The 19,583-nt window shown below is 54.1% G+C and carries 17 protein-coding genes; 8 read left to right on the top strand and 9 right to left on the bottom strand.

Annotated features, from left to right (window positions below):
- Positions 1-195 precede the first annotated feature (195 nt).
- Entirely contained in the window at positions 196-1,344 is a 1,149-nt protein-coding gene (gene dxr, locus BUB22_RS12130) for a 1-deoxy-D-xylulose-5-phosphate reductoisomerase (RefSeq protein WP_073115377.1), read from the bottom strand.
- A gap of 161 nt (positions 1,345-1,505) precedes the next feature.
- On the opposite strand from dxr, the gene BUB22_RS12135 reads away from it, so the two are divergent.
- Positions 1,506-3,461 carry a formylglycine-generating enzyme family protein gene (locus tag BUB22_RS12135; protein ID WP_073115379.1) on the top strand — a complete coding sequence of 652 codons (1,956 nt, stop codon included), beginning with the start codon at positions 1,506-1,508 and terminating at the stop codon, positions 3,459-3,461.
- On the top strand, positions 3,458-4,531 hold the full coding sequence (locus BUB22_RS12140; protein ID WP_139258986.1) for a histidine phosphatase family protein: 1,074 nt from the start codon (positions 3,458-3,460) through the stop codon (positions 4,529-4,531). Before BUB22_RS12135 ends, BUB22_RS12140 begins: the two co-directional genes overlap by 4 nt.
- On the opposite strand, the gene BUB22_RS12145 is transcribed toward BUB22_RS12140, so the two are convergent.
- From BUB22_RS12145 to pyrH, 5 genes are all read right to left on the bottom strand, one after another.
- Positions 4,528-4,893 carry a hypothetical protein gene (locus BUB22_RS12145; protein WP_073115384.1) on the bottom strand — a complete coding sequence of 122 codons (366 nt, stop codon included), beginning with the start codon at positions 4,891-4,893 and terminating at the stop codon, positions 4,528-4,530. The two genes, BUB22_RS12140 and BUB22_RS12145, sit on opposite strands and share 4 nt — an antisense overlap.
- Before the next feature lie 16 nt (positions 4,894-4,909).
- A complete protein-coding gene (locus tag BUB22_RS12150) occupies positions 4,910-5,791 on the bottom strand; it encodes a phosphatidate cytidylyltransferase (protein ID WP_072807918.1) in 882 nt (293 codons plus the stop codon).
- On the bottom strand, positions 5,784-6,494 hold the full coding sequence (locus tag BUB22_RS12155; RefSeq protein ID WP_072807916.1) for an isoprenyl transferase: 711 nt from the start codon (positions 6,492-6,494) through the stop codon (positions 5,784-5,786). Before BUB22_RS12155 ends, BUB22_RS12150 begins: the two co-directional genes overlap by 8 nt.
- Positions 6,495-6,506: 12 nt before the next feature.
- A complete protein-coding gene (frr, locus tag BUB22_RS12160) occupies positions 6,507-7,040 on the bottom strand; it encodes a ribosome recycling factor (RefSeq protein WP_072807914.1) in 534 nt (177 codons plus the stop codon).
- An 85-nt stretch (positions 7,041-7,125) separates the two neighbouring features.
- The gene (gene pyrH / locus BUB22_RS12165) at positions 7,126-7,830 is read right to left on the bottom strand and encodes a UMP kinase (protein ID WP_072798184.1); all 705 of its coding nucleotides are present in this window, start codon (positions 7,828-7,830) and stop codon (positions 7,126-7,128) included.
- A gap of 229 nt (positions 7,831-8,059) precedes the next feature.
- Between pyrH and BUB22_RS12170 the strand changes: the two genes are divergently transcribed.
- Positions 8,060-9,937: a M6 family metalloprotease domain-containing protein gene (locus tag BUB22_RS12170; protein WP_073115456.1), complete on the top strand. Its 1,878-nt coding sequence runs from the start codon at positions 8,060-8,062 to the stop codon at positions 9,935-9,937.
- 6 nt (positions 9,938-9,943) lie between these two features.
- Here the strand turns inward: BUB22_RS12170 and BUB22_RS12175 are convergent, their stop codons facing one another.
- The gene (locus BUB22_RS12175) at positions 9,944-10,792 is read right to left on the bottom strand and encodes a nucleotidyl transferase AbiEii/AbiGii toxin family protein (RefSeq protein WP_073115387.1); all 849 of its coding nucleotides are present in this window, start codon (positions 10,790-10,792) and stop codon (positions 9,944-9,946) included.
- Entirely contained in the window at positions 10,789-11,376 is a 588-nt protein-coding gene (locus BUB22_RS12180; RefSeq protein WP_073115459.1) for a type IV toxin-antitoxin system AbiEi family antitoxin domain-containing protein, read from the bottom strand. Before BUB22_RS12180 ends, BUB22_RS12175 begins: the two co-directional genes overlap by 4 nt.
- A 352-nt stretch (positions 11,377-11,728) precedes the next feature.
- Here BUB22_RS12180 and BUB22_RS12185 point away from each other — a divergent pair, with 352 nt between their 5' ends.
- The 5 genes from BUB22_RS12185 to BUB22_RS16775 all read left to right on the top strand — a co-directional run bounded on the left by BUB22_RS12185 (position 11,729) and on the right by BUB22_RS16775 (position 16,043).
- Complete coding sequence (locus tag BUB22_RS12185) at positions 11,729-12,610, top strand: electron transfer flavoprotein subunit beta/FixA family protein (protein WP_073115389.1); 882 nt, start codon at positions 11,729-11,731, stop codon at positions 12,608-12,610.
- A gap of 3 nt (positions 12,611-12,613) precedes the next feature.
- Positions 12,614-13,639 carry an electron transfer flavoprotein subunit alpha/FixB family protein gene (locus BUB22_RS12190; protein WP_072807905.1) on the top strand — a complete coding sequence of 342 codons (1,026 nt, stop codon included), beginning with the start codon at positions 12,614-12,616 and terminating at the stop codon, positions 13,637-13,639.
- Between the two features lie 5 nt (positions 13,640-13,644).
- The gene (locus BUB22_RS12195; RefSeq protein WP_073115392.1) at positions 13,645-15,357 is read left to right on the top strand and encodes an acyl-CoA dehydrogenase family protein; all 1,713 of its coding nucleotides are present in this window, start codon (positions 13,645-13,647) and stop codon (positions 15,355-15,357) included.
- A gap of 265 nt (positions 15,358-15,622) precedes the next feature.
- The gene (locus tag BUB22_RS12200; RefSeq protein ID WP_139258987.1) at positions 15,623-15,901 is read left to right on the top strand and encodes a nucleotidyltransferase family protein; all 279 of its coding nucleotides are present in this window, start codon (positions 15,623-15,625) and stop codon (positions 15,899-15,901) included.
- On the top strand, positions 15,891-16,043 hold the full coding sequence (locus BUB22_RS16775; protein WP_175547292.1) for a hypothetical protein: 153 nt from the start codon (positions 15,891-15,893) through the stop codon (positions 16,041-16,043). The genes BUB22_RS12200 and BUB22_RS16775 overlap by 11 nt, the downstream gene beginning before the upstream one ends.
- Before the next feature lie 304 nt (positions 16,044-16,347).
- Here BUB22_RS16775 and BUB22_RS12205 read toward each other — a convergent pair whose 3' ends face one another.
- A complete protein-coding gene (locus BUB22_RS12205; RefSeq protein ID WP_073115397.1) occupies positions 16,348-19,557 on the bottom strand; it encodes an EAL domain-containing protein in 3,210 nt (1,069 codons plus the stop codon).
- Positions 19,558-19,583: the final 26 nt, after the last annotated feature.

A 19,583-nucleotide genomic window follows, 5' to 3' on the forward strand; every position in this document is an offset into this window, starting at 1 on the left:
AAAGTTGTCATACACCTGAACACAATATAAGGAAAGGCGGCCCGTATAGGACCGTCTATTAAAGAATTATAAACCAAACTGTATCAAGTGTTTTACTTTTTCACAAAAAGGAACAATCTTTTGTTGTATAAAAAAACAACCCTTTTGCCATTTTCAGGGCAAAAGGGCCATTCAGGATAACACGCTTTTGTAAAATTACTTTATCAGCGAAGCGGTGAGCCTGCGGGCTTCGGCGTCGGCTTCGAGAACCTGGTCAAGCGTGAGGTGGCCGGTCACGTCCGGAGCCTTTTCCATCACCATTTCCACGTATTTCGGGATATCGGTGAACTTGAGGTTCCCCTTGAGGAAGCGGTCAACGAGCACCTCGTTTGCGGCGTTCATCATGGAGGGCACGATACCGCCACGGCGGCCCGCCTCGAACGCGAGGGCAAGGCAACGGAACTTCTTGAAATCCGGTTCAAAGAACGTGAGTTTTGCAAGCGTCGGCAGGTCGAGGCGCTTTGTTTCGAGACGCAGGCGGTCGGGCCACGTGAGCGCCACCTGGATGGGAATGCGCATGTCGGGAGCGCCGAGTTGCGCCATCAGGGAGCCGTCGCGGAACTGCACGAGCGAATGCACCATGGACTGCGGGTGAACGACAACCTTAATTTGTTCGTACGGGATATGGAACAGGAAGTGCGCTTCGAGCACTTCGAGGCCCTTGTTCATCATGGAGGCGGAATCAATGGTAATCTTCTTGCCCATGCTCCACACGGGGTGATTGAGCGCGTCGGCCACCGTGATGGTTTCGAACTTCTCGATAGGCCATTCGCGGAAGGGACCACCCGAGGCGGTGATTTCCAAAAATTCCACTTCGCTTTCGCGCTTGCCGCCTTCGAGGCACTGGAAGATGGCGCTATGCTCGGAATCGATGGGAGTGATAAACGACTTCGGGTTTTCCGCAAGCTTGTCCCAGATGACGGGGCCAGCCATGACCATCGTTTCCTTGTTCGCGAGGGCCACGTGCTTGCCGTGCTCGATGGCGGTAATGGTCGGGAGGCAGCCCACCGCACCCATGAGCGCGTTGATGATGATATCGGCCTTCGGGTCGGCGGCGAGTTCGCACAGGCCATCCATGCCGGCGAGCACCTTCATACCGAGAATCCCTTCGAGTTCCTTCGCGGCGTTCGGGTCGAACATGCACACGCGTTCCACTTTGTACTTGCGCACGATTTCGGCAACCTTCTGCACGCTACTGTTCGCGGCGACCGCATACAGGTTAAAAATGTCGGAATGTTGCAGGATGACATCGACGCTGGACGTACCGATGGAGCCTGTGGCACCGAGAAGGACGACGTTTTTCATAAAATGCCTCTTTTGTTTTTCAAAAAAATAGAAATTAATATTCGGGCTTTTCGCGCGAATTCGGCAATTGTCCACACATCTACTAAAATTTACAGACGCATTCGACATTTTTAGATTATTTTAAAAGCGGGTAATGGTTATGGACTCGAAGGAGGTGCGCTATGCGCATGCGCTTTTCGGGTGTTTTAGCGGCGTCGATAATCGCCGCTGGGGTGTTCTGGAGCTGCTCGGAATCTTCCGACGGCGTTTCTGTTCCAGAGGGTGAACTCTCTTCCAATTCATTTGCAGGCAATACCGGCGACTATCCGGGAGACGAACTGTCTTCGGGAGGGATGCCCGCAGTTTCTTCGGGAGAATTGCCCGCGGCCTCATCGGGCGCGGAGCCGACAAGCGCAGGCTCGGCGCCCAGTTCGAGCACGAACATTGCAGGCTCGAGCGGGAACGTTCCCGGCAGTTCGGGCGGTTTCGGGCCCGGCAGTTCAAGCAGCACCGGCGCGGGTCCGGAATACTCCTACGTGGCACCGGCCACCTTCTCCGACACCGTAAACGGCGCGGTATTCAGCATGGTGTATGTCGCGGGGGGCACGTACACGCGCGGGTGCGACAACTGCGCCGAGCAGGACAAGATTTACGAGACGCCTGCGCACAAAGTAACGGTAGACGCCTACCACATCGCGAATACCGAAGTCACCATCGGGCAATGGAACGCAGTGATGGGCGGCAAGAAAAACACCTGGGAATCGGACAAGGCACCCAAAATCGGCGTAAGCTGGTTCGACGCGAACAGTTTCGCCTGCAAACTCGGGCAACTTTCGGGCCACCAGTACCGCCTGCTGACCGATGCCGAATGGGAATTCGCGGCACGTGGCGGCAAGGACGGCGTTGCAGACAACTTCAAGTTTTCGGGCAGCAACAGTGTCGATGACGTGGCATGGTATTCCGAGAACAGCGGCGGCAAGGCGCACGACGTGGCAACCAAGAAACCGAACAAGCTCGGGCTCTACGACATGAGCGGGAACTCGTGGGAATGGGTGTACGACTGGCTCGTGGGCTATACCGCGGGCGACAAGGTAAATCCGGTGCAACTCACGGGTAGCGGGAACAAGACGCGCCGCGGCGGGAGTTACGGCGAACCGGCGGAATTCGCGCGGGTGAGCCGTCGCGCCATCCGCAGCCGCGATGGCGCCGCCGACATGGGTTTCCGTATCGGCATGTCGGCGGAACTCCCACCGGGCATGGTGAACCCCTGCGAAGCGGCGAACCCCTCGGCTGCAGCCTGCCAGGGCGACAAGAACCGCGACTGCCGCCTGATTACCGCGGCCGATGAGGCATGGATAAGCGACGACTACACCGTAGTCATCGCCGAAGACGGCAACGCTGTAGTATCGGGATTCCCGAACGTGTCGGGGCAATGGTACACGCTCAATAACCGTAGCTTTAACGTGGTCACACGGAGCGGCACTAAGACATACGCCTACTACATCTTTAGCCAGGACGAAATGACGATGATCAGCGACGACGGCATTCCCTACCGCCTGTATCGCCGCTCCATGAGCGAGGCGAAAAACAAGGTCACGCTCACATCCGCAAGCAACCCGAAAACACTTGCACAGCTAATTGCCGCAGTGGAACCCGAGCGCCTCGTGACCGACGAGCAGCTCGCCCACCCCGACACGAGCGTGCGCGACCCGCGCATCGCCGCCGCGAGCGGATACACCTGGTTCTTCGACGGACGTTGCTGCGGGGGCAACCACAAGTACCGTTTCCATCTCGATAAAAACGGTGACGCCGAATTCGTGGTGATGGACTACGACGACACGCATCACGAGAACATCCTCGCGAAGGGGCGCTGGTTCACCGTCGGGAACATCGGGCTACACATCGTCCTGAACGGCAAGTACTTCAACTACCTCTACACCGCGGGCGAACGCACCATGAGCTACAGCGAGTACATGCCGGCAGGGCCCATATTCTGCCACATCTCGTTCCAGAGCTACGAACGCGGGGACTTCCGCATTTTCAACAAGACCGTATTCGACGACAAGATCAAGCGACCGCGCGGCTTCAACGGTGAAAACCCGGTGTACGAGGCGGGCGAATACCAGTGGGGTTCATGATGCGCGCCTTCACTCTCGCCATCTTCACTGCAGGCGCATTCGTTGCCTGCAACGATTCGGGCACGTCGTCAACCGACACGCAGCCAACCGAAATTGAATCGAGCGCAGACGGCCTTGACATTTCTGACTCCGACAAATTGTTTGGGGGGTCATCTGCGCAAGATTCACCGGAAGGGCCTGTAGCCACCACATCCTCATCGGCCCTTCCGGCTCGCTTTTCCAGCGGGCAATACGACCCGCCGCACGCCTCTCCGGCAGAGTCTTCCTCTTCGGTGGAACCCTTTCCGGAATCTTCGAGTTCCGCAGAATCCTCCGGTTCCGCGCCCGCAGTAACGGAAATCGCGCTCGACAAGGACGGCTTCGCGACGGTCGCCGATGTCTACAGGAGTCTAGCGCCTAGCGAGAAGGCGGTTTTCATCATACGCCATTCCGAACGCGAAGACGCCGTGACCATCGAGACGGAACTCACCGCAAACGGCGTAAAGATGGCACAGGATTTGGGAGCAACACTCAAGAGCGACGAGGAATTCAGTTACATCACCTCGGGATTCGTGCGCACGAACGAGACTGCGAACAACATATCAAAGGGGCGCGGAGAAGCGAACCTCCCGAAGCTCATCACGAACTACGACATTACCGGCAACTGGTTCCTGAAAATTTCTGCGGACTCGCTCGCTCAATACGCCTCAAAGCTCGGCATGCAGGGCAGTTCCGTAGAACTCATGGCCCACTGGGCATACGGAGAACCCTACCCCGACGCACTCTACGAACTTGCGCCCCGCGCCCAGGAATTCATGGAGAAAGTCATCCTCAAGAACTTGCCCAAGTGGAAGCGCGTGAGCATCATGGTATCGCACGATATTTTCGTGATGCCCCTGGCCGTGTTCGGTTCCGGAGGGAAGGTCGCCCTCAAGTATCACGAGGACTATCACTGGATAAACTACATCGCAGGTCTCGCAGTCATCATCGACTCGCAGAACAACCTGCGGTATGTTCCCGTGAAGGGAGCAGATTCAGGAGTTATCGACTATCTCGCCATCTACATGGCGGAACACGGAATAAAGCGCTAGTTGTCCATGTTCTGGTAGAACAGGCAATCTTCCATAACCTTTTCGAAGAACTCGTCGCGGTTCACGTCCGTATAGGTCGTGTCGTCGTCTTCCATGTGGTACGCTTTCATATATGCCTTGTAATCCACCGTCGTCTCGTCAACCCAGGTATATTCGTCGATGTATTCCCAAGTTGAATACTTGTACTTCCAAACATTATCTTCTTTTGCGAAGTTGCAGCCCGCATCCAGTTTGCCGTCATCCTTCTTGCCACCGTTATCCGTAGCGGGATTGCTTTCCCCGGAAGTCGGATTGGAATCATCATCACCACAAGCAGCGAGAGTCATAGCAGCGGCGAAGGCAAAAACGAGAAACTTTTTCATTTTTCTTCCTTGACTTTTAGGCAATATTCTTGAAGAAATCCATCAGCAGCACGAGCATCGGGGCCGCGAGGTAGAAGGAATCGCAGCGGTCGAGCACGCCGCCGTGCCCCACGAACAGGTTGCCCGAATCCTTGGTGCCGCTCCAGCGCTTGAGGGCGCTCATCAGCAAGTCACCCGCCTGGCCCGCGACAGTAATCAGGAGCCCGAGCACGACCGCGAGCGTCCAGTCGAGCCGCACGTCGAAAACCGCAAGGGCGGAACTGCACTTGGCCCAGTAGGCGACCCACGCGATAGTTGCGACAGAACCGGCAATGGAGCCTTCCCAAGTCTTCTTGGGACTGATGTTCGGAGCGAACGGATGGCGTCCGAAGGGTCCCTTGCCTGCCGCAAACTTTCCGAAGAAATACGCGACCGTATCGCACAGCCACACGGAGGTCATCACGAGGATAAACGGATAGCAGTGTTCGAGACCCTGTCCGTTGCCCATCATCTGCACGTTGATACCACCCCAAAGTCCGAGGTAGAGCGGGGCCGCAAGGTGCATCACCATCCAGGGGAACATGTGATCGATTTCGACCTTCGCGTAGGCGATGGCGATATACAGGCCAAACACAATCATCGCCGTCATCCCGACAACGTAAGGCACGGCGGTCAGCCCGAAGAATCCGCCCGAGGCGAGCGCCCAGGCTAGCGTGAGGGCAAAGCTTGCCGCAAACGAGAGGTAGCGCATGTCGGGACCCTTGTACATCTTGGAGACCATGCCCGCCCATTCCCAGGCGCCCACGCCCGCAAGGAAGCACATGAGGCCAATACGGCTGTAGTCGCAGAACCACAGCAACACGAACACTATAGGAATGGCGATAAACGCCGTCAACAAACGCTGAGCCAAGTTACTCATGCAACACCTTCCCAAACCTTCTTTCGCGGGTTTTGAAAAACTCAACGGCCTTCAGGAACTCTTCCTTGGTAAAGTCGGGCCACAGCGTGTCCGTCACGTAGAACTCGCTGTAGGCGGCCTGCCAGAGCAGGTAGTTCGAAAGCCTGAACTCGCCACCGGTACGGATAACCAGGTCCGGATCGGGAGCGCCCTTCAAATACAAATTCTTCGCGAACACGTTCTCGTCGATGTCCTCGATCTTGAGCGTACCCGCCTGCACCTGCGTGGCGATGGCCTTCGCGGCATCCACGATTTCCAGGCGTCCACCATAGGATATGGCGAGGTTCAGCTGCATGCCGGTATTGTTCGCCGTCTTGTCGATGGCGGACTGGAGCGATGCGCGCGGCTTTTCGGGCAGGCGTTCCATGTTCCCGATAACCTTGAGCTTCACGTTCTTCTCCATGAGGTCGGGGATTTCCTTCACCACCATCTCGATGAGGAGGTTCATCAGGTAATCCACTTCCTTGCTGGGCCTGCCCCAGTTCTCGGAACTGAAAACGTAGAGGGTCATGTGCTCGAGCTTCAGGTTCACGCCGACTTCCACCGCGTCGATGGTGGCCTGCGTGCCCTTGCGGTGCCCGAGAAAACGTTCTAGCCCGCGGCTACGGGCCCAACGCCCATTGCCGTCCATGATAATCGCAACATGTCTGAGCTGGTTCGCCACGGCCGCCCCGGACTACACCTTGAGGATGTCCGCTTCCTTCTCGGCGAGAAGCGCGTCAATCTGCGCGATAGCCTTGTCGGTCGCCTTCTGGATTTCGTCCTGCTGCTTCTTGACTTCGTCTTCGGGCAGGTCCTTGTTCTTCTTGATGGCGTCGTTCGCATCGCGGCGGATGTTGCGGATTGCCACGCGGCCTTCTTCGGCATGCTTACGCACGATCTTCGCAAGTTCCTGGCGACGTTCCGTAGTGAGGATGGGGAGCGACACGCGGATGCAGTTGCCGTCCTTCATCGGGGTAAGGCCGATGTTCGCGGCGAGGATAGCCTTGTCAATCGGGTCCACCATGGTCTTTTCCCACGGGGTCACGAGAAGCATGCGCGGTTCGGGCACAGAGACCTTGGCCACCTGCGAAATCGGGGTCGGGGTTCCGTAGTAGTCGACGCGCACGTCGTTCAAAATCGCGGGCGTCGCCTTGCCGGCGCGGACCTTCGCAAATTCACGTTCGGTGGCCTCGATGGCCTTGTCCATTTTTTCGGTATAGTCTGCCATAGTTCGTTCCTAGTCACTAGTCATTAGTCACTAGTTAGTTAAGAGTTGATGGTTTGTTTCCGTAGTTAAATATAAGTAAAAATCCCTAGCAGTGGACCAGCGTGCCGAGGTCGCCTTCGATGGCCGCGCGGGTCAAATTGCCCTTTTCCATCTTGAACACGAAGATGGGCATGTTGTTTTCCATGCAGAGGGCGACGGCTGCGGTATCCATGACCTTGAGGCCGCGGGAAATGACTTCCTTGTAGCTGATGTCGTCGAAGCGGGTGGCTGTCGGGTCCTTGACCGGGTCTGCGGTGTAGATGCCGTCGACCTTGGTGGCCTTCATGATGACGTCGCATTCGCTTTCGATGGCACGAAGAGCGGCGCAGCTGTCAGTAGTAAAGAACGGGTTGCCCGTACCGGCGGAGAAAATCACCACAGAGCCCGCGGAAAGGAGCTTCAAAGCCTTGCGGCGGTCGAAGAATTCGCAGACCGGTTCCATGCGGATGGCGGACATCACCACCGAGTCGATTCCCTGCTTGTCGAGGGCGTCCTGCATGGCGAGGCCGTTCATCACGGTGCCGAGCATGCCCATGGCATCGCCCTGGGCGCGGTTCATGCCGCCTGCAGATGCAGAAATACCGCGGACAAGGTTGCCGCCGCCAATCACGAGCGCGACCTGCACGCCCTGCTTGACGATGGAGGCAATTTCGGATGCCATGTCGGAGAGAATAGTATTGTCGATACCGTGGCCCTTTTCGCCTGCGAGGGCTTCGCCACTGAGCTTCAAGAGAATTCTTTTAAATTTCATAGTCTACCAATTATTTGTTGCACCTTGTCATCCTGAGCGTAATGCCGCAAGGCATGAAGCCGAAGGATCCAGGCTCATGTTTCAGGGAAAATGTAATAAAATGCGGGGAGGAAAAACAAACAACAAATTATTACACGTCTTTAACACGGATTCTTTGCTACAGGCAACCGTTTCGTCCCAAAAAAGAATATATTAGTACCGGGTGTATGATTCTCGCAGAGGGATGTTTATGAAAAACAGGATTCCGTTTTTTAGTCTTATCGCATTGATGCTGCCCGCGATGGCGTTCGCCGACATCGTGTACCAGGGGAAGCGCGTCCAGGAATGGCCCGCCGAGGCCATGCCCACGTTCAACAACCGCACCCTCATGAAAACGACAGCGGTCACGACCAAGAGCCACTACGCCGCACCCAAGGGCAAAATCTACAGCCTTACCCTGCTCGTAGATTTCTCGGACCAGGCGGCTCCCGTTACGGTGAGCGACGTCGAGGAATGGCTCAACAAGGAAGGCTTCAACAGGGATGGCTGCAACGGTTCCGTGCGCGACTACTACCTCGACGTTTCCAACGGGCAGCTGGACCTCACGAACGAAGTCTACGGCTGGTACCGCGCAAAACATCCCAAATCCTGGTACGAAGGTTTGCAGGGATACTCGGGTTCCGATTCGCTGATGAAAGAAGTTTTCGCGTATTTCGATTCACAAGTCGATTTTTCACGTTACGACAACGACAAGGACGGCACCACCGAAGCCATAAACATCGTGTATGCAGGCCCCGGACAGACATGGGGGCAGGGCCTGTGGCCGCATTCCGGATGGTCCAGCGAAAGGCGTGACGGAGTAAAGCTCACGCACCACCAGATGACGGACATGCCGGGCAAGTTTTCGATATACGTCTTTGTGCATGAATCGGGGCACATGATTTTCGGCTGGCCGGACCTCTACTGGTACGGCGACTACTGCACCATGGGTAACCGCGCAAACGACCTGAACCCGGTGGCGATAAACGACTTCTACCGTGCGGACCAGGGCTGGATTCCGTTCGTGGACATCACGAGCGACGATGTAGACAACGTAACAGGCCTCGAGGTCACGAAACCGGGTGAATTCTGCTACCGCTACAAGAACCCCGCAAGGCCGAACCAGGAAGGCCTCGTCTGGTCTTACGTACAAAACAAAGGTCGCAACAAGGTACTCGCCGGGAGCGGGCTCTTGATGCAACACTACGATTTTTCGATTGAAGGCAATTCCGCTGCAGACAAGCTCGGACTCCGAATCGTGCACGCGAACGCCGCAGGCAAATCAAGCGACAATCCCGGCGACCAGTGGCCAAGCCCGGGCAGCACCGCCAACACGTTCTTCAAGAGCGGAACCAACGCGGAATTTTCAGATGACGCCTACCCCGCTATCCGCTGGTATAACGGTTCCAAGACGGGATTGAAAATCACCGACATCGGGACGCCCGGAGAGACGCTCACGTTCTGCATCGGCGAGAACTGCACCGAGCCTTCGTCCAGTTCGTCGGAGCCTGCATCCAGCAGTTCTGTCGAAATCACCGTCCAGAAAATCGCGCTCGAAACGACACTCCCGATAAGCGACAACTATGCGCCCGTAACGCTCGACCTGAACGGCAATGAAGTTGCGAGCATCTTCGGAATCAAGCGGACCGAAATTGAAGACAAAGTAGAATTCTATGGCGTAGAACCCGACGGAACGCTCAACAGCCAAACGACCGGCGAAGGCACCGGCCACTGGTTTGACAAGGACGGCAAAATCGCGACCTGGGACCCGAACGGCACCAGCATCGTGTTCTCCAACGTGGACCTTACGACCATGACCACGAAAATCGGCCACATGCCGAACAAGGTCAAGGGCGGGGACACCTTCACCATGCGTCAAGCGCTCGTTTACGGGAGCAAGCAGGTCACCTTCGAAATCAAGGTGACAATCGAAGGTGGCACCACCATCATCCGCAATATAGAGAAGGCTCGTTACGGCAAGCCCGGGAACAGGATATTCAACGTGCTCGGCCAGCCCGTAGGGGTGCGCAACGCCAACGGCACCCTCCCCGACCTGCCCAAGGGCGTTTACGTGGAAGTGGCAAAATAGAAATCGCTATGCCAGGACGCTATTGAGCAGGTTCCGCACCGATTCCATGACCGTTTCAAACGGAATCCCCTTGGCATAATTAAATGTTTTGCAATACTTTTCCCATAAGCGGCGAACATTGTCGCTTTGTGAGATAACATCCAAACGCTGAGCATATTCCTGCGTCACAATATCCATCGTTTGGCGGTGTTTCGAGGTAGCAAGTAAGGCGCGCTTCAACATTTCGACATCAAACCCAACAGACTTTGTCAGCATGTGAACATCATAGTAATCGCGCGGGCGTGTATTGAACGCGCCCCTCGTCACGATGGTTTCCAGCTTTTCAGCCAGCACCGTTTCAATGGGGTAAGAATACACAAGGAAAAGTTCATCAGAAAAAATTTTTCTATATCCAAATATTGCTGGCGCCGGAACAATTGAATCGCCTGTCGTAATATCAATAAAAAGAGGCGTCACTACAGATTCAAAAAAAGCATTCATTCTCAAACAATATCCACCATAGGCATCATCTTTTCTTATAGCATCCGAAGATACAATTTCAAACGTAACACAATCATTCAAATCAATCTTTATAATTTCCTGCATCGCTTCAATAATTTTATCATAGGACATCGGATAGTTGACGATTGTCGTATCGATATCCATCGTTGTACGTTTATCCAAACCAAGAATTAAGGATAAAAGCAAACCACCTTTGATTACAAAGTTTGATGCATATCTTGAGCGAGCAATTCTTTCGGCAAGTCGTTCAAACATAAAATTCTGCATAACAACTTGCGCAGAAATTGCATTGTATTTTGCATAAGCATTTATTTTAGCCTTAAGCCGAGTCGCATTCGGAGTACGTTGTTTCAAATAAGCACCTCCATGTACTGTTTTATTGTCGGATAAATAGACATTGTGGTTGAATATTCGTAGAGTTTAAACAAATCTTTCTGAACGGAACGAGCATAGTTTTTTATAGCGGCAACAACCGTTTCTTCGTCGATGCGTCGACGGCTCCGAACAATATCGCAAACTGTCCGTTCGGCATCATAACAGGGGACATCGTTTCCGAACGTCGTTTTGCGACGGGTTAGGCCTAATTTGAAATAAGTTGGCCGGATGTAAAAGCATGAGCACTGTTCCTTGACGGGTTTTGGAAGAACCCTATTGGACGGAACAGTCACCGATTGTTTGAAAGGAGTCCTTTCGGCAAGGCCGTTCAAAAAAAGAGCACTTTCATGCGAAAAAACTATATTCGGATTTTGTAAGTACAACGCAAACACATCGTCAATAATTGAGTCTGGCAAGGCATACAGGCCGTGCCTAACACGGATTAGTTTATTTTGCTCAACGTATTTAGCAAGCATGGTCTTTGAGATTCCATAACGAACGGCCTGCGCCGTAGTCAACATATCTCCGTTCCTTTTTGCCGCATCTAAAATTGCTTTTTTCATGATACTACCCCCGAGAAAGTTTACTTTTATAACGAAAATATACAACTTTTCGTGTAAAAAGTAAACACAACTCACACACTTATTTTCAAGTTTAAGTGTGCAAGATGTAAATTCATTCATTGACAGGCGGGCATTCATGCCACAAATATACGCCCGACAGGTATTTTGGCGCAATAGGTCGAAACGGGGGACAAAAACGCCGGTCAGCGATTTTATTACAAAAAAACGTCAATTTTCTTATGCGGAGATGACGTGGGAAAGACCTCTACTGGAGGTCGGGGCGAGGCACCCGATAATTTCTATCTTGTACACAGCAAAACATAAAACGTAAATTCAACACTATAAGGATATAATGAGTCTTAAAATCGTTGTGCTTGCTAAGCAAGTACCTGATACACGAAACGTGGGCCCCGATGCCATGACGGAGCAGGGAACCATCAATCGTGCCGCATTGCCCGCGGTCTTCAACCCCGAAGACCTGAACGCCCTGGAGCAAGCCCTTCGTTTGAAGGACCAGTTCCCGGGTTCCACCATTTCTGTGCTGACGATGGGTCTCCCGAAGTCTGCCGAAGTTATCCGCGAAGCTCTGTACCGCGGTGCCGACGAAGGTTTCGTGGTGACGGACCGCCCGCTCGGTGGTGCTGACACTCTCGCTACGAGCTACACGCTCGCCCAGGCCGTCAAGAAGATTGGCGACTACGACATTATTCTCGGTGGCCGCCAGGCTATCGACGGCGATACCGCACAGGTCGGTCCGCAGATTGCAGAAAAGCTGGGCCTCACCCAGGTGACCTACGCCGAAGAAATTCTCTCCCTCGACGAAAAGGCCCGCAAGGTCGTGATCCGCCGCCACATCGACGGTGGCGTGGAAACGGTGGAAGCACCGCTCCCGCTGGTCGTGACCGTGAACGGAAGTGCGGCCCCGTGCCGTCCGCGCAACGCAAAGCGCCTCATGAAGTTCAAGAATGCGACTGTGGTTGCCGAACGCAAGCCGGAAGATGCCGAAAAGTACGAAGCCCTCATCGCGAAGAAGCCCTACCTGAACATTCCGCAGTGGGGCGCCGCCGACATCGACGCAGACCCTGCCCAGATCGGTAAGGCCGGTTCTCCGACGAACGTGAAGGCTGTCAAGAACATCGTGTTCAAGGCGAAGGAAAGCCGCACGCTCACAGCAAGCGACGCCGACGTCGAAGGACTTATCAAGGAACTTTTAGACGGGAAGATTATTGGCTAGCCTATGAATAACGTATTTGTATATTGCGAAATTGAGGGCACGACCGTTGTCGATGTTTCCCTCGAACTTTTGTCCAAGGGCCGCAAGCTCGCCAACACGCTCGGCGTTCAGCTCGAATGCATCTGCGCAGGCAAGGGCCTCGACGGAATTGAAAAGCAGGTGTTCCCCTACGGTGTGGACAAGGTCCATGTGTTCGACGCCGAGGGGCTCTTCCCCTACACCACCAACCCGCACGCTTCTCTCGTGGTGAACCTCTTCAAGGAAGAGCAGCCGCAGATTTGCCTGCTGGGTGCAACGGTGATTGGCCGTGACCTCGGCCCGCGCATCTCCAGCGCCATGCACAGCGGCCTTACCGCCGACTGTACCGAACTCGAAATCGACAGCTTCGAAATGAGCATCGGCGGCGTGAAGAAGTTCTACGAAAACCAGCTCTGCCAGATTCGCCCGGCGTTCGGCGGCAACATCGTCGCTACCATCGTGAACCCGGAACACCGCCCGCAGATGGCGACGGTGCGCGAAGGCGTGATGAAGAAGGAAATCGTGGACCCGAACTACAAGGGCGAAGTCATCAAGCACGACGTGGCTAAGTACGTGCCGGAAACGGAATACGTGGTCAAGGTGCTGGAACGCCATGTGGAAAAGGCCAAGCACAACCTCAAGGGTGCACCCATCGTGGTCGCCGGTGGTTACGGCATGGGTTCCAAGGAAAACTTCGACATGCTGTTCGAACTGGCGAAGGAACTCCACGCCGAAGTGGGCGCAAGCCGTGCCGCTATCGACGCGGGCTTTGCCGATCATGACCGCCAGATTGGCCAGACCGGCGTGACCGTACGCCCGAAGGTGTATATCGCCTGCGGTATCTCCGGCCAGATTCAGCACCTCGCCGGCATGCAGGATTCAGGAATCATCATCTCCGTGAACTCCGACCCCGACGCCCCGATCAACGCTATCGCTGACTACGTGATCAACGGCACCGTCGAAGAGGTCATCCCGAAGATGATCAAGTATTACAAGGCAAACAACAAGTAGGCGTTATGGCGAATTTTTACACAGACCATCCAGAGATTAAGTTCAACCTTGAAAGCTCTCCTTTGATGCAGCGCATCGTGGAACTCAAGGAAAACGGCTACGCCGACAAGGACAGCTTTGACTATGCGCCGGAAGACTACGCCGACGCGATAGACAGCTACAACCGCGTGCTCGAAGTCGCAGGCGACATCACCGCGAACACCATCTTCCCGAACTCCGAAGACGTGGACGCCGAAGGCCCCCACTGCGAAGACGGCCGCGTGCGTTACGCAAGCAAGACCTACGAGAACCTGGAAGCCACCCGCAAGGCTGGCCTCAACGGTGTCACCATGCCGCGCCGCTTCGGCGGCCTCAACTTCCCGATTACCGCCTACACGGCCATCAACGAAATGATCGCCTCTGCAGATGCCGGTTTCGAGAACATCTGGTCCCTCCAGGACTGCATCGAGACCTTGTATGAATTCGGCGACGAGGACCAGCGTTCCCGCTTTATCCCGCGCGTGTGCGCCGGCGAGACGATGTCCATGGACCTGACCGAACCCGATGCCGGTTCCGACCTGCAGCGCGTGATGCTCAAGGCCACCTACAGCGAAGAAGACAAGTGCTGGTACCTGAACGGCGTGAAGCGCTTCATCACGAACGGCGACTCCGACATTCACTTGGTGCTCGCCCGCTCCGAAGAAGGCACCCACGACGGTCGTGGCCTTTCCATGTTCATTTACGACAAGCGCGACGGCGGCGTGAACGTGCGCCGCATCGAGAACAAGCTCGGCATTCACGGAAGCCCGACCTGCGAACTTGTCTATAAGAACGCGAAGGCTGAACTCTGTGGCCGCCGCAAGTTCGGCCTCATCAAGTACGTGATGGCCCTCATGAACGGCGCCCGTCTCGGCATTGCCGCACAGTCCGTGGGCATCAGCCAGATGGCATATAACGAAGCATTGGCATACGCCAAGGACCGCAAGCAGTTCGGCCAGGCCATCGTGAACTTCCCGGCCGTCTATGAGATGATTTCGAACATCAAGGCACGCCTCGACGCAGGCCGCGCACTCCTGTACCAGACAGCCCGCTATGTAGATATCTACAAGGGCCTCGAGGACATCGAGCGCACCCGCAAGCTCACCGACGAGGAGAAGGCAGAACTCAAGCTCTACCAGAAGCTCGCTTCTGCTTGCACGCCGCTTGCGAAGGGCATGAACTCCGAATACGCAAACCAGAACAGCTACGACTGTATCCAGGTTCACGGTGGTTCGGGCTACATGCTCGAATACGCTTGCCAGCGCCTCTACCGCGATGCACGTATTACTTCGATTTACGAAGGCACGACGCAGTTGCAGACGGTTGCCGCCCTCCCGCACATCACCACCGGTACCTACAGCCAGATGCTCGAGGAACTGGAAGCGGGCGAAGTGGCCGCCGAATACGAGAGCCTCAAGGCCCGCGCTAAGGCCATGGACGCGAAGTTCAACGAAGCCATCGAAGTTGTGAAGGCCGCGAACAACAACGAGTTCACCGACCTTTGCAGCCGCCATCTCTACGAACTCGCCGCCAACTGCGTGATGAGCCAGCTCATGCTCCGCGACGCCACCAAGGCACCTGAACTGTTCGAAAAGAGCATGAAGGTGTACCTGAACCTCGCCGAAGCGGAAGTCGCAAAGCACTACAACTTTGTGAAGAGCGTGAACGTGGAAGCGATGGAAAGCTATAGGAAGGCTTAATTGACGGTAGGGCGTTCGCGCGCCCTGGTGTCATTCTGGAGGAGCGAAGCTCCGATAGAATAGTGTGCAAGGCGAATCCAGCAAAAATATGCTAGCATATTTTTATTGGTGAGCCGTAGCCACGGACGGCAAAGCCGTCAATCCATAAAACAATTAAAGACCTCGGCAAGAATGCCGGGGTCTTTTGCTTTGTTTGTGGGCGTTTTCCCTACGGGGTCAAGCCGTATTATTGCTCCTTCCATTGAAAAAAATGTATATTAAAAGTATGGCAATGGCGAATAAAATCAAGGATGTCTTCAAACAGCACGGACTTTTGGCAAAGTACCGGTTGAAGAATGTTGGCATTTTCGGTTCATCAACAAGAAGCGACGAGCCCAACGACATCGACTTGATTGTTTCCGATTTCGAAGACTACCATGACTTGATAGGTCTGAGAGAAGAACTCGAAATGAGAACCGGCAAAAAGGTTGACCTGGTCATTCAAAAGCACGCAAGCCCTATCATTGTTCGCCACGCATTGGAAGAAGCGGTCTATGTTGCTTGAAGATTTGCCCCCTCTCAAAGAAACTCTTTACGAAGTAATCTCAGCAGGGCTAAAAAACAATATCTTTGACAGGGAAGATTTCGACATCTCCAAAGTCAGCGAATTCTACAAGGATATTGATTTTTCAAAGATTGAATGTTAAATCCAAACAAAGAGAATTCAGCCCTGACTCATTACGAGTCGGGGCTTTCTTGTTTTATGTGTGTTCCCCACTGGCGCGTCCAAAATTGAAAAAAAAACATCAGCACAATCCAACCGTCAAGAAATACTTGATTGTTCAAACGGAAGGAAAAAAACTCCTATATTACCATCATCACCCAGGAGGCATTATGGACTTGCAACAGGCGACAAGCAGAAGCACAACTATGCAAACAGGTAAAAGCCTTTTCAGCATGGATCTTTCTTTTTTCATTATGAACAATTTAGCAAACCCGAAGCCAACGGCCCTACCCGTCCTTCGTCGTCCTTATGCATTCGTTCACGAGCTTCAGGATAATGTCGCCCGAATCGGGGTCCATCATCATGTCGAAGGTTGAACGGATGGTAAACTGGTAGCCGTCTATGTCGTAGCTTATGTCAAGCGGGTGCACCATGCACTTGTTCAGGTAATCGAGAATCAGCCGTTCGCGGGTATAGTCCATCGCGTTGCGCACATTATCTTCGCTCTTCAGCATCAGGGAACTCAGGTAGCTGTAGTGCGTTTCGTAAGTGTACGTTTCGGCCATTTCCTTGGGGATATACGACACGCCGTCCATCCGGAGCACCGGGGAGTTCTTCGTCAGGTTCCAGAATAGGAATCCCTTGTACCCCTTATCGTACGACTTCGTGTGCGTCGCCTCGCCCGATGCAAGGAACTTCGCAAAGGCGTCCTTACGGGTAAAGTAATTTTTCATCGCGATATCGTCTTCCGAGACAAACGCCGAGAATATGTGGCCATAGGGCGTATCCTTGTAGACGCGGCCCACATGGTATATGCGCTTGATGTTCCCCTTGCCCGTTCTCGTGCGGTAAGAGATTTGCTTTGTCAGGCCGCTATCTTTCTGGAACTGTTCCTTAAGTTCTTCGCCAACTTTCGCGTAATCCTCGGGCAGAATCGCATTCCTGAAATTCGCCCCGACAAAATCACGGAACTGTTCTGCACTTTCGCATTCGAATATATCAAGCGCTCGGGCATTCACGTAAAGGATCTTGCCCGTCATGGCATTGATAAGAATGATTCCTCCGGGAACATATTCCATATAGTTCAACGCCACCTGGTGCAACACTTCCGCATTCTTGATTGCGCCCGAAATCTTCGCCTTTATCATTCCCTTGTCTGTAATAGGCTTGAGGATAAACTGGTATGCGCCCAGGCGGATGCTTTCCTTCGCAAGTTCCAGGTTATCCGTCATCACGACAAAGGGTATCTGCATGTCGCGCCCACTCCCCTGGAATTCCTGGATAAGTTTGAAGCCGTCCATCTTCGGGAGGCTCGCATCGAGCAATACAAGGGAAATGTTGTTCCTGTGTTCCAGCAACAGGTTGTGCGCCTGCTCCCCATCCTTGGCGAGAAGCATGTTGTAATCCGCCCGCAAGACGCTCTCGAGGAATGCCCTGCTCTGCGGATTGCTATCGGCAAGCAGGACGGTTTTCATTCTCGCCGGGAGAATCGAGCGCTTCTGGCTAGACGACCCGTCGTAGGCGCTCACGTGCGTATTGCGCAGCATCAGGTTGTATATGTGGCAGCCGTTGATATCGGCAACCAAGCTCCCCCTCACGAATACATAGACCCCGTGAGTTGCATACGTCATTTCGCATGGCGACATGTAGGCCATTCTCTCCCCTTCGCGCAGCGTGTAGTACACCGGATTCTGGGGATTGTTCGAAGCGTCTTCCACTTCCTTCTTGCTCGTAAAACCGAGGCTCCGGAGCTGTTCCTCGTATTGCTTGTTCGCAAACAGGAACTTGAACACCCCGTTTTCGTAGGTCATTATCGACATGGGCGTTTCCACCAGATAGTCGAGTGCACCCAGTTTCGAGAAAACGCCCCGCATTTCCCGATTCTCGGCCAGTATTCCCGTTGTTTCCATGTGCTTCATGGTATCGGCAAGGGGTTGCGGCTTGCCATAGTAGTAGCCCTGCGCCTTCTCGCAGCCGATTTCCTTCAGAAAGTCCATCTGCTCCTGTGTCTCGACACCCTCTGCCAGCGTTTTCAGGCCCAGGCACTTCGCCATGCGCACCATCGAACTGATAATGATGCGGGAAACTTCGTTCAGGTTCGAGAGGAACGCCATGTCTATCTTGAGCTCGTCGAACTTGTAGTCCTTGAGGGTATTCAGCGAGGAATATCCGCTCCCGAAATCGTCCATCCAGACTTCGTAACCGGCAAGGCGGAACCGCTCTATTTCCCGCTGGATATACGCGTCCGACGCCATGATGCTCTCCGTAATCTCGACACGGATAAGTTCGTGGTCTATCCCATACTGTGCAAGCGCCCTTTCGACCACCTCGAAAATGTCGCAGCCGACAAAGTCCAGGCGGGAAAGGTTGAACGAGACGGGAACCACCGGGCGGCCGTTATCAAGTTCCGCACGCATTTCCTTGCAGACAAGTTCTATGACGTGGCTGTCGAGTTTGTGAATTTGTCTAGAATCCTCGAGTGCCCCGATAAAAACGCCCGGATTCAGGAATCCGTACTGCGGGTCTATCCAGCGAGCAAGCGCCTCCATGCCGCAGAAGGTTTCCGTAATCGTGCGGACCACAGGCTGGTAGTATATCTTGATGTAGCCGTTCGCAATAGCCTCGTCCACATGGCTTATCACGTAGTTCTGCAGCAACAAATCCTTGTGCAGCCGTTCGTCGTAATAGCGGATAAAGCTATCGCCCTTGCCCTTCTGGATACTGCAGGCGAGTTTCGCCTTCTCGGTCGCTTCCAAGAATTCGCCGAACTCCTCTATTTCGCAGACGCCGACATAGAGGTCCATCGATATCTTCGACACGACTCCCCTGACGCACCCCCGAATTTCATTCAGCTTGCCCTCGATGTTGCAGATATCCGTCACCACGGCGAAGTGGTCGTTCGCGATACGGCAAATCAGGTCGTTCCCAAACCGTTTCTTGAGGAATGACGCAAAGTATATCAGGAACTCGTCGCCCCTGTGGAAACCGTTCGCGCTATTGTAAAGCTTCATCCCCACGATATCGAAGAACACTAGTCCGGGTGTACCGCCCGCCTCCCTGATATCATTGATGAAGTTCTCGCCGCACAGGCGGCCATATTCCATGTTCGGTAGCCCCGTCAAGGGGTCGAAATAGCGGTCGGTACGTTCACTTATACGTAAAAAGACGGCGTTTTTCCCACGCCAGAGAATCTGGGACTGGTTCAGGATTACGTACTTCCCCGTACGCGGGCTATGGAAAATAGACTCGTTCCTTTCCAGAATCTCGTCAACAGAAATCCTGGCTAGTTCATCTTCCGTGAAGAAGTATTCCTCTAGCTTTATGCCCGGTTCAAAATCCTTTGCGGGTTTCCAGATTCGCGACACCGAGGCGCTTACCATATAGATTTCATGCGTATCTGCATCGAATATGACAAACGGATCCACCTTGTCCGTGTTCAGGAACTCGACGATACCGCCTTCGAATTCCGGATTTCCAATTGAGCCTTGCATCGCCATAACCAAGCCACCTGATAAAGAACACC

It is taken from the genome of Fibrobacter sp. UWCM, assembly GCF_900129735.1.
GTDB lineage: Bacteria > Fibrobacterota > Fibrobacteria > Fibrobacterales > Fibrobacteraceae > Fibrobacter.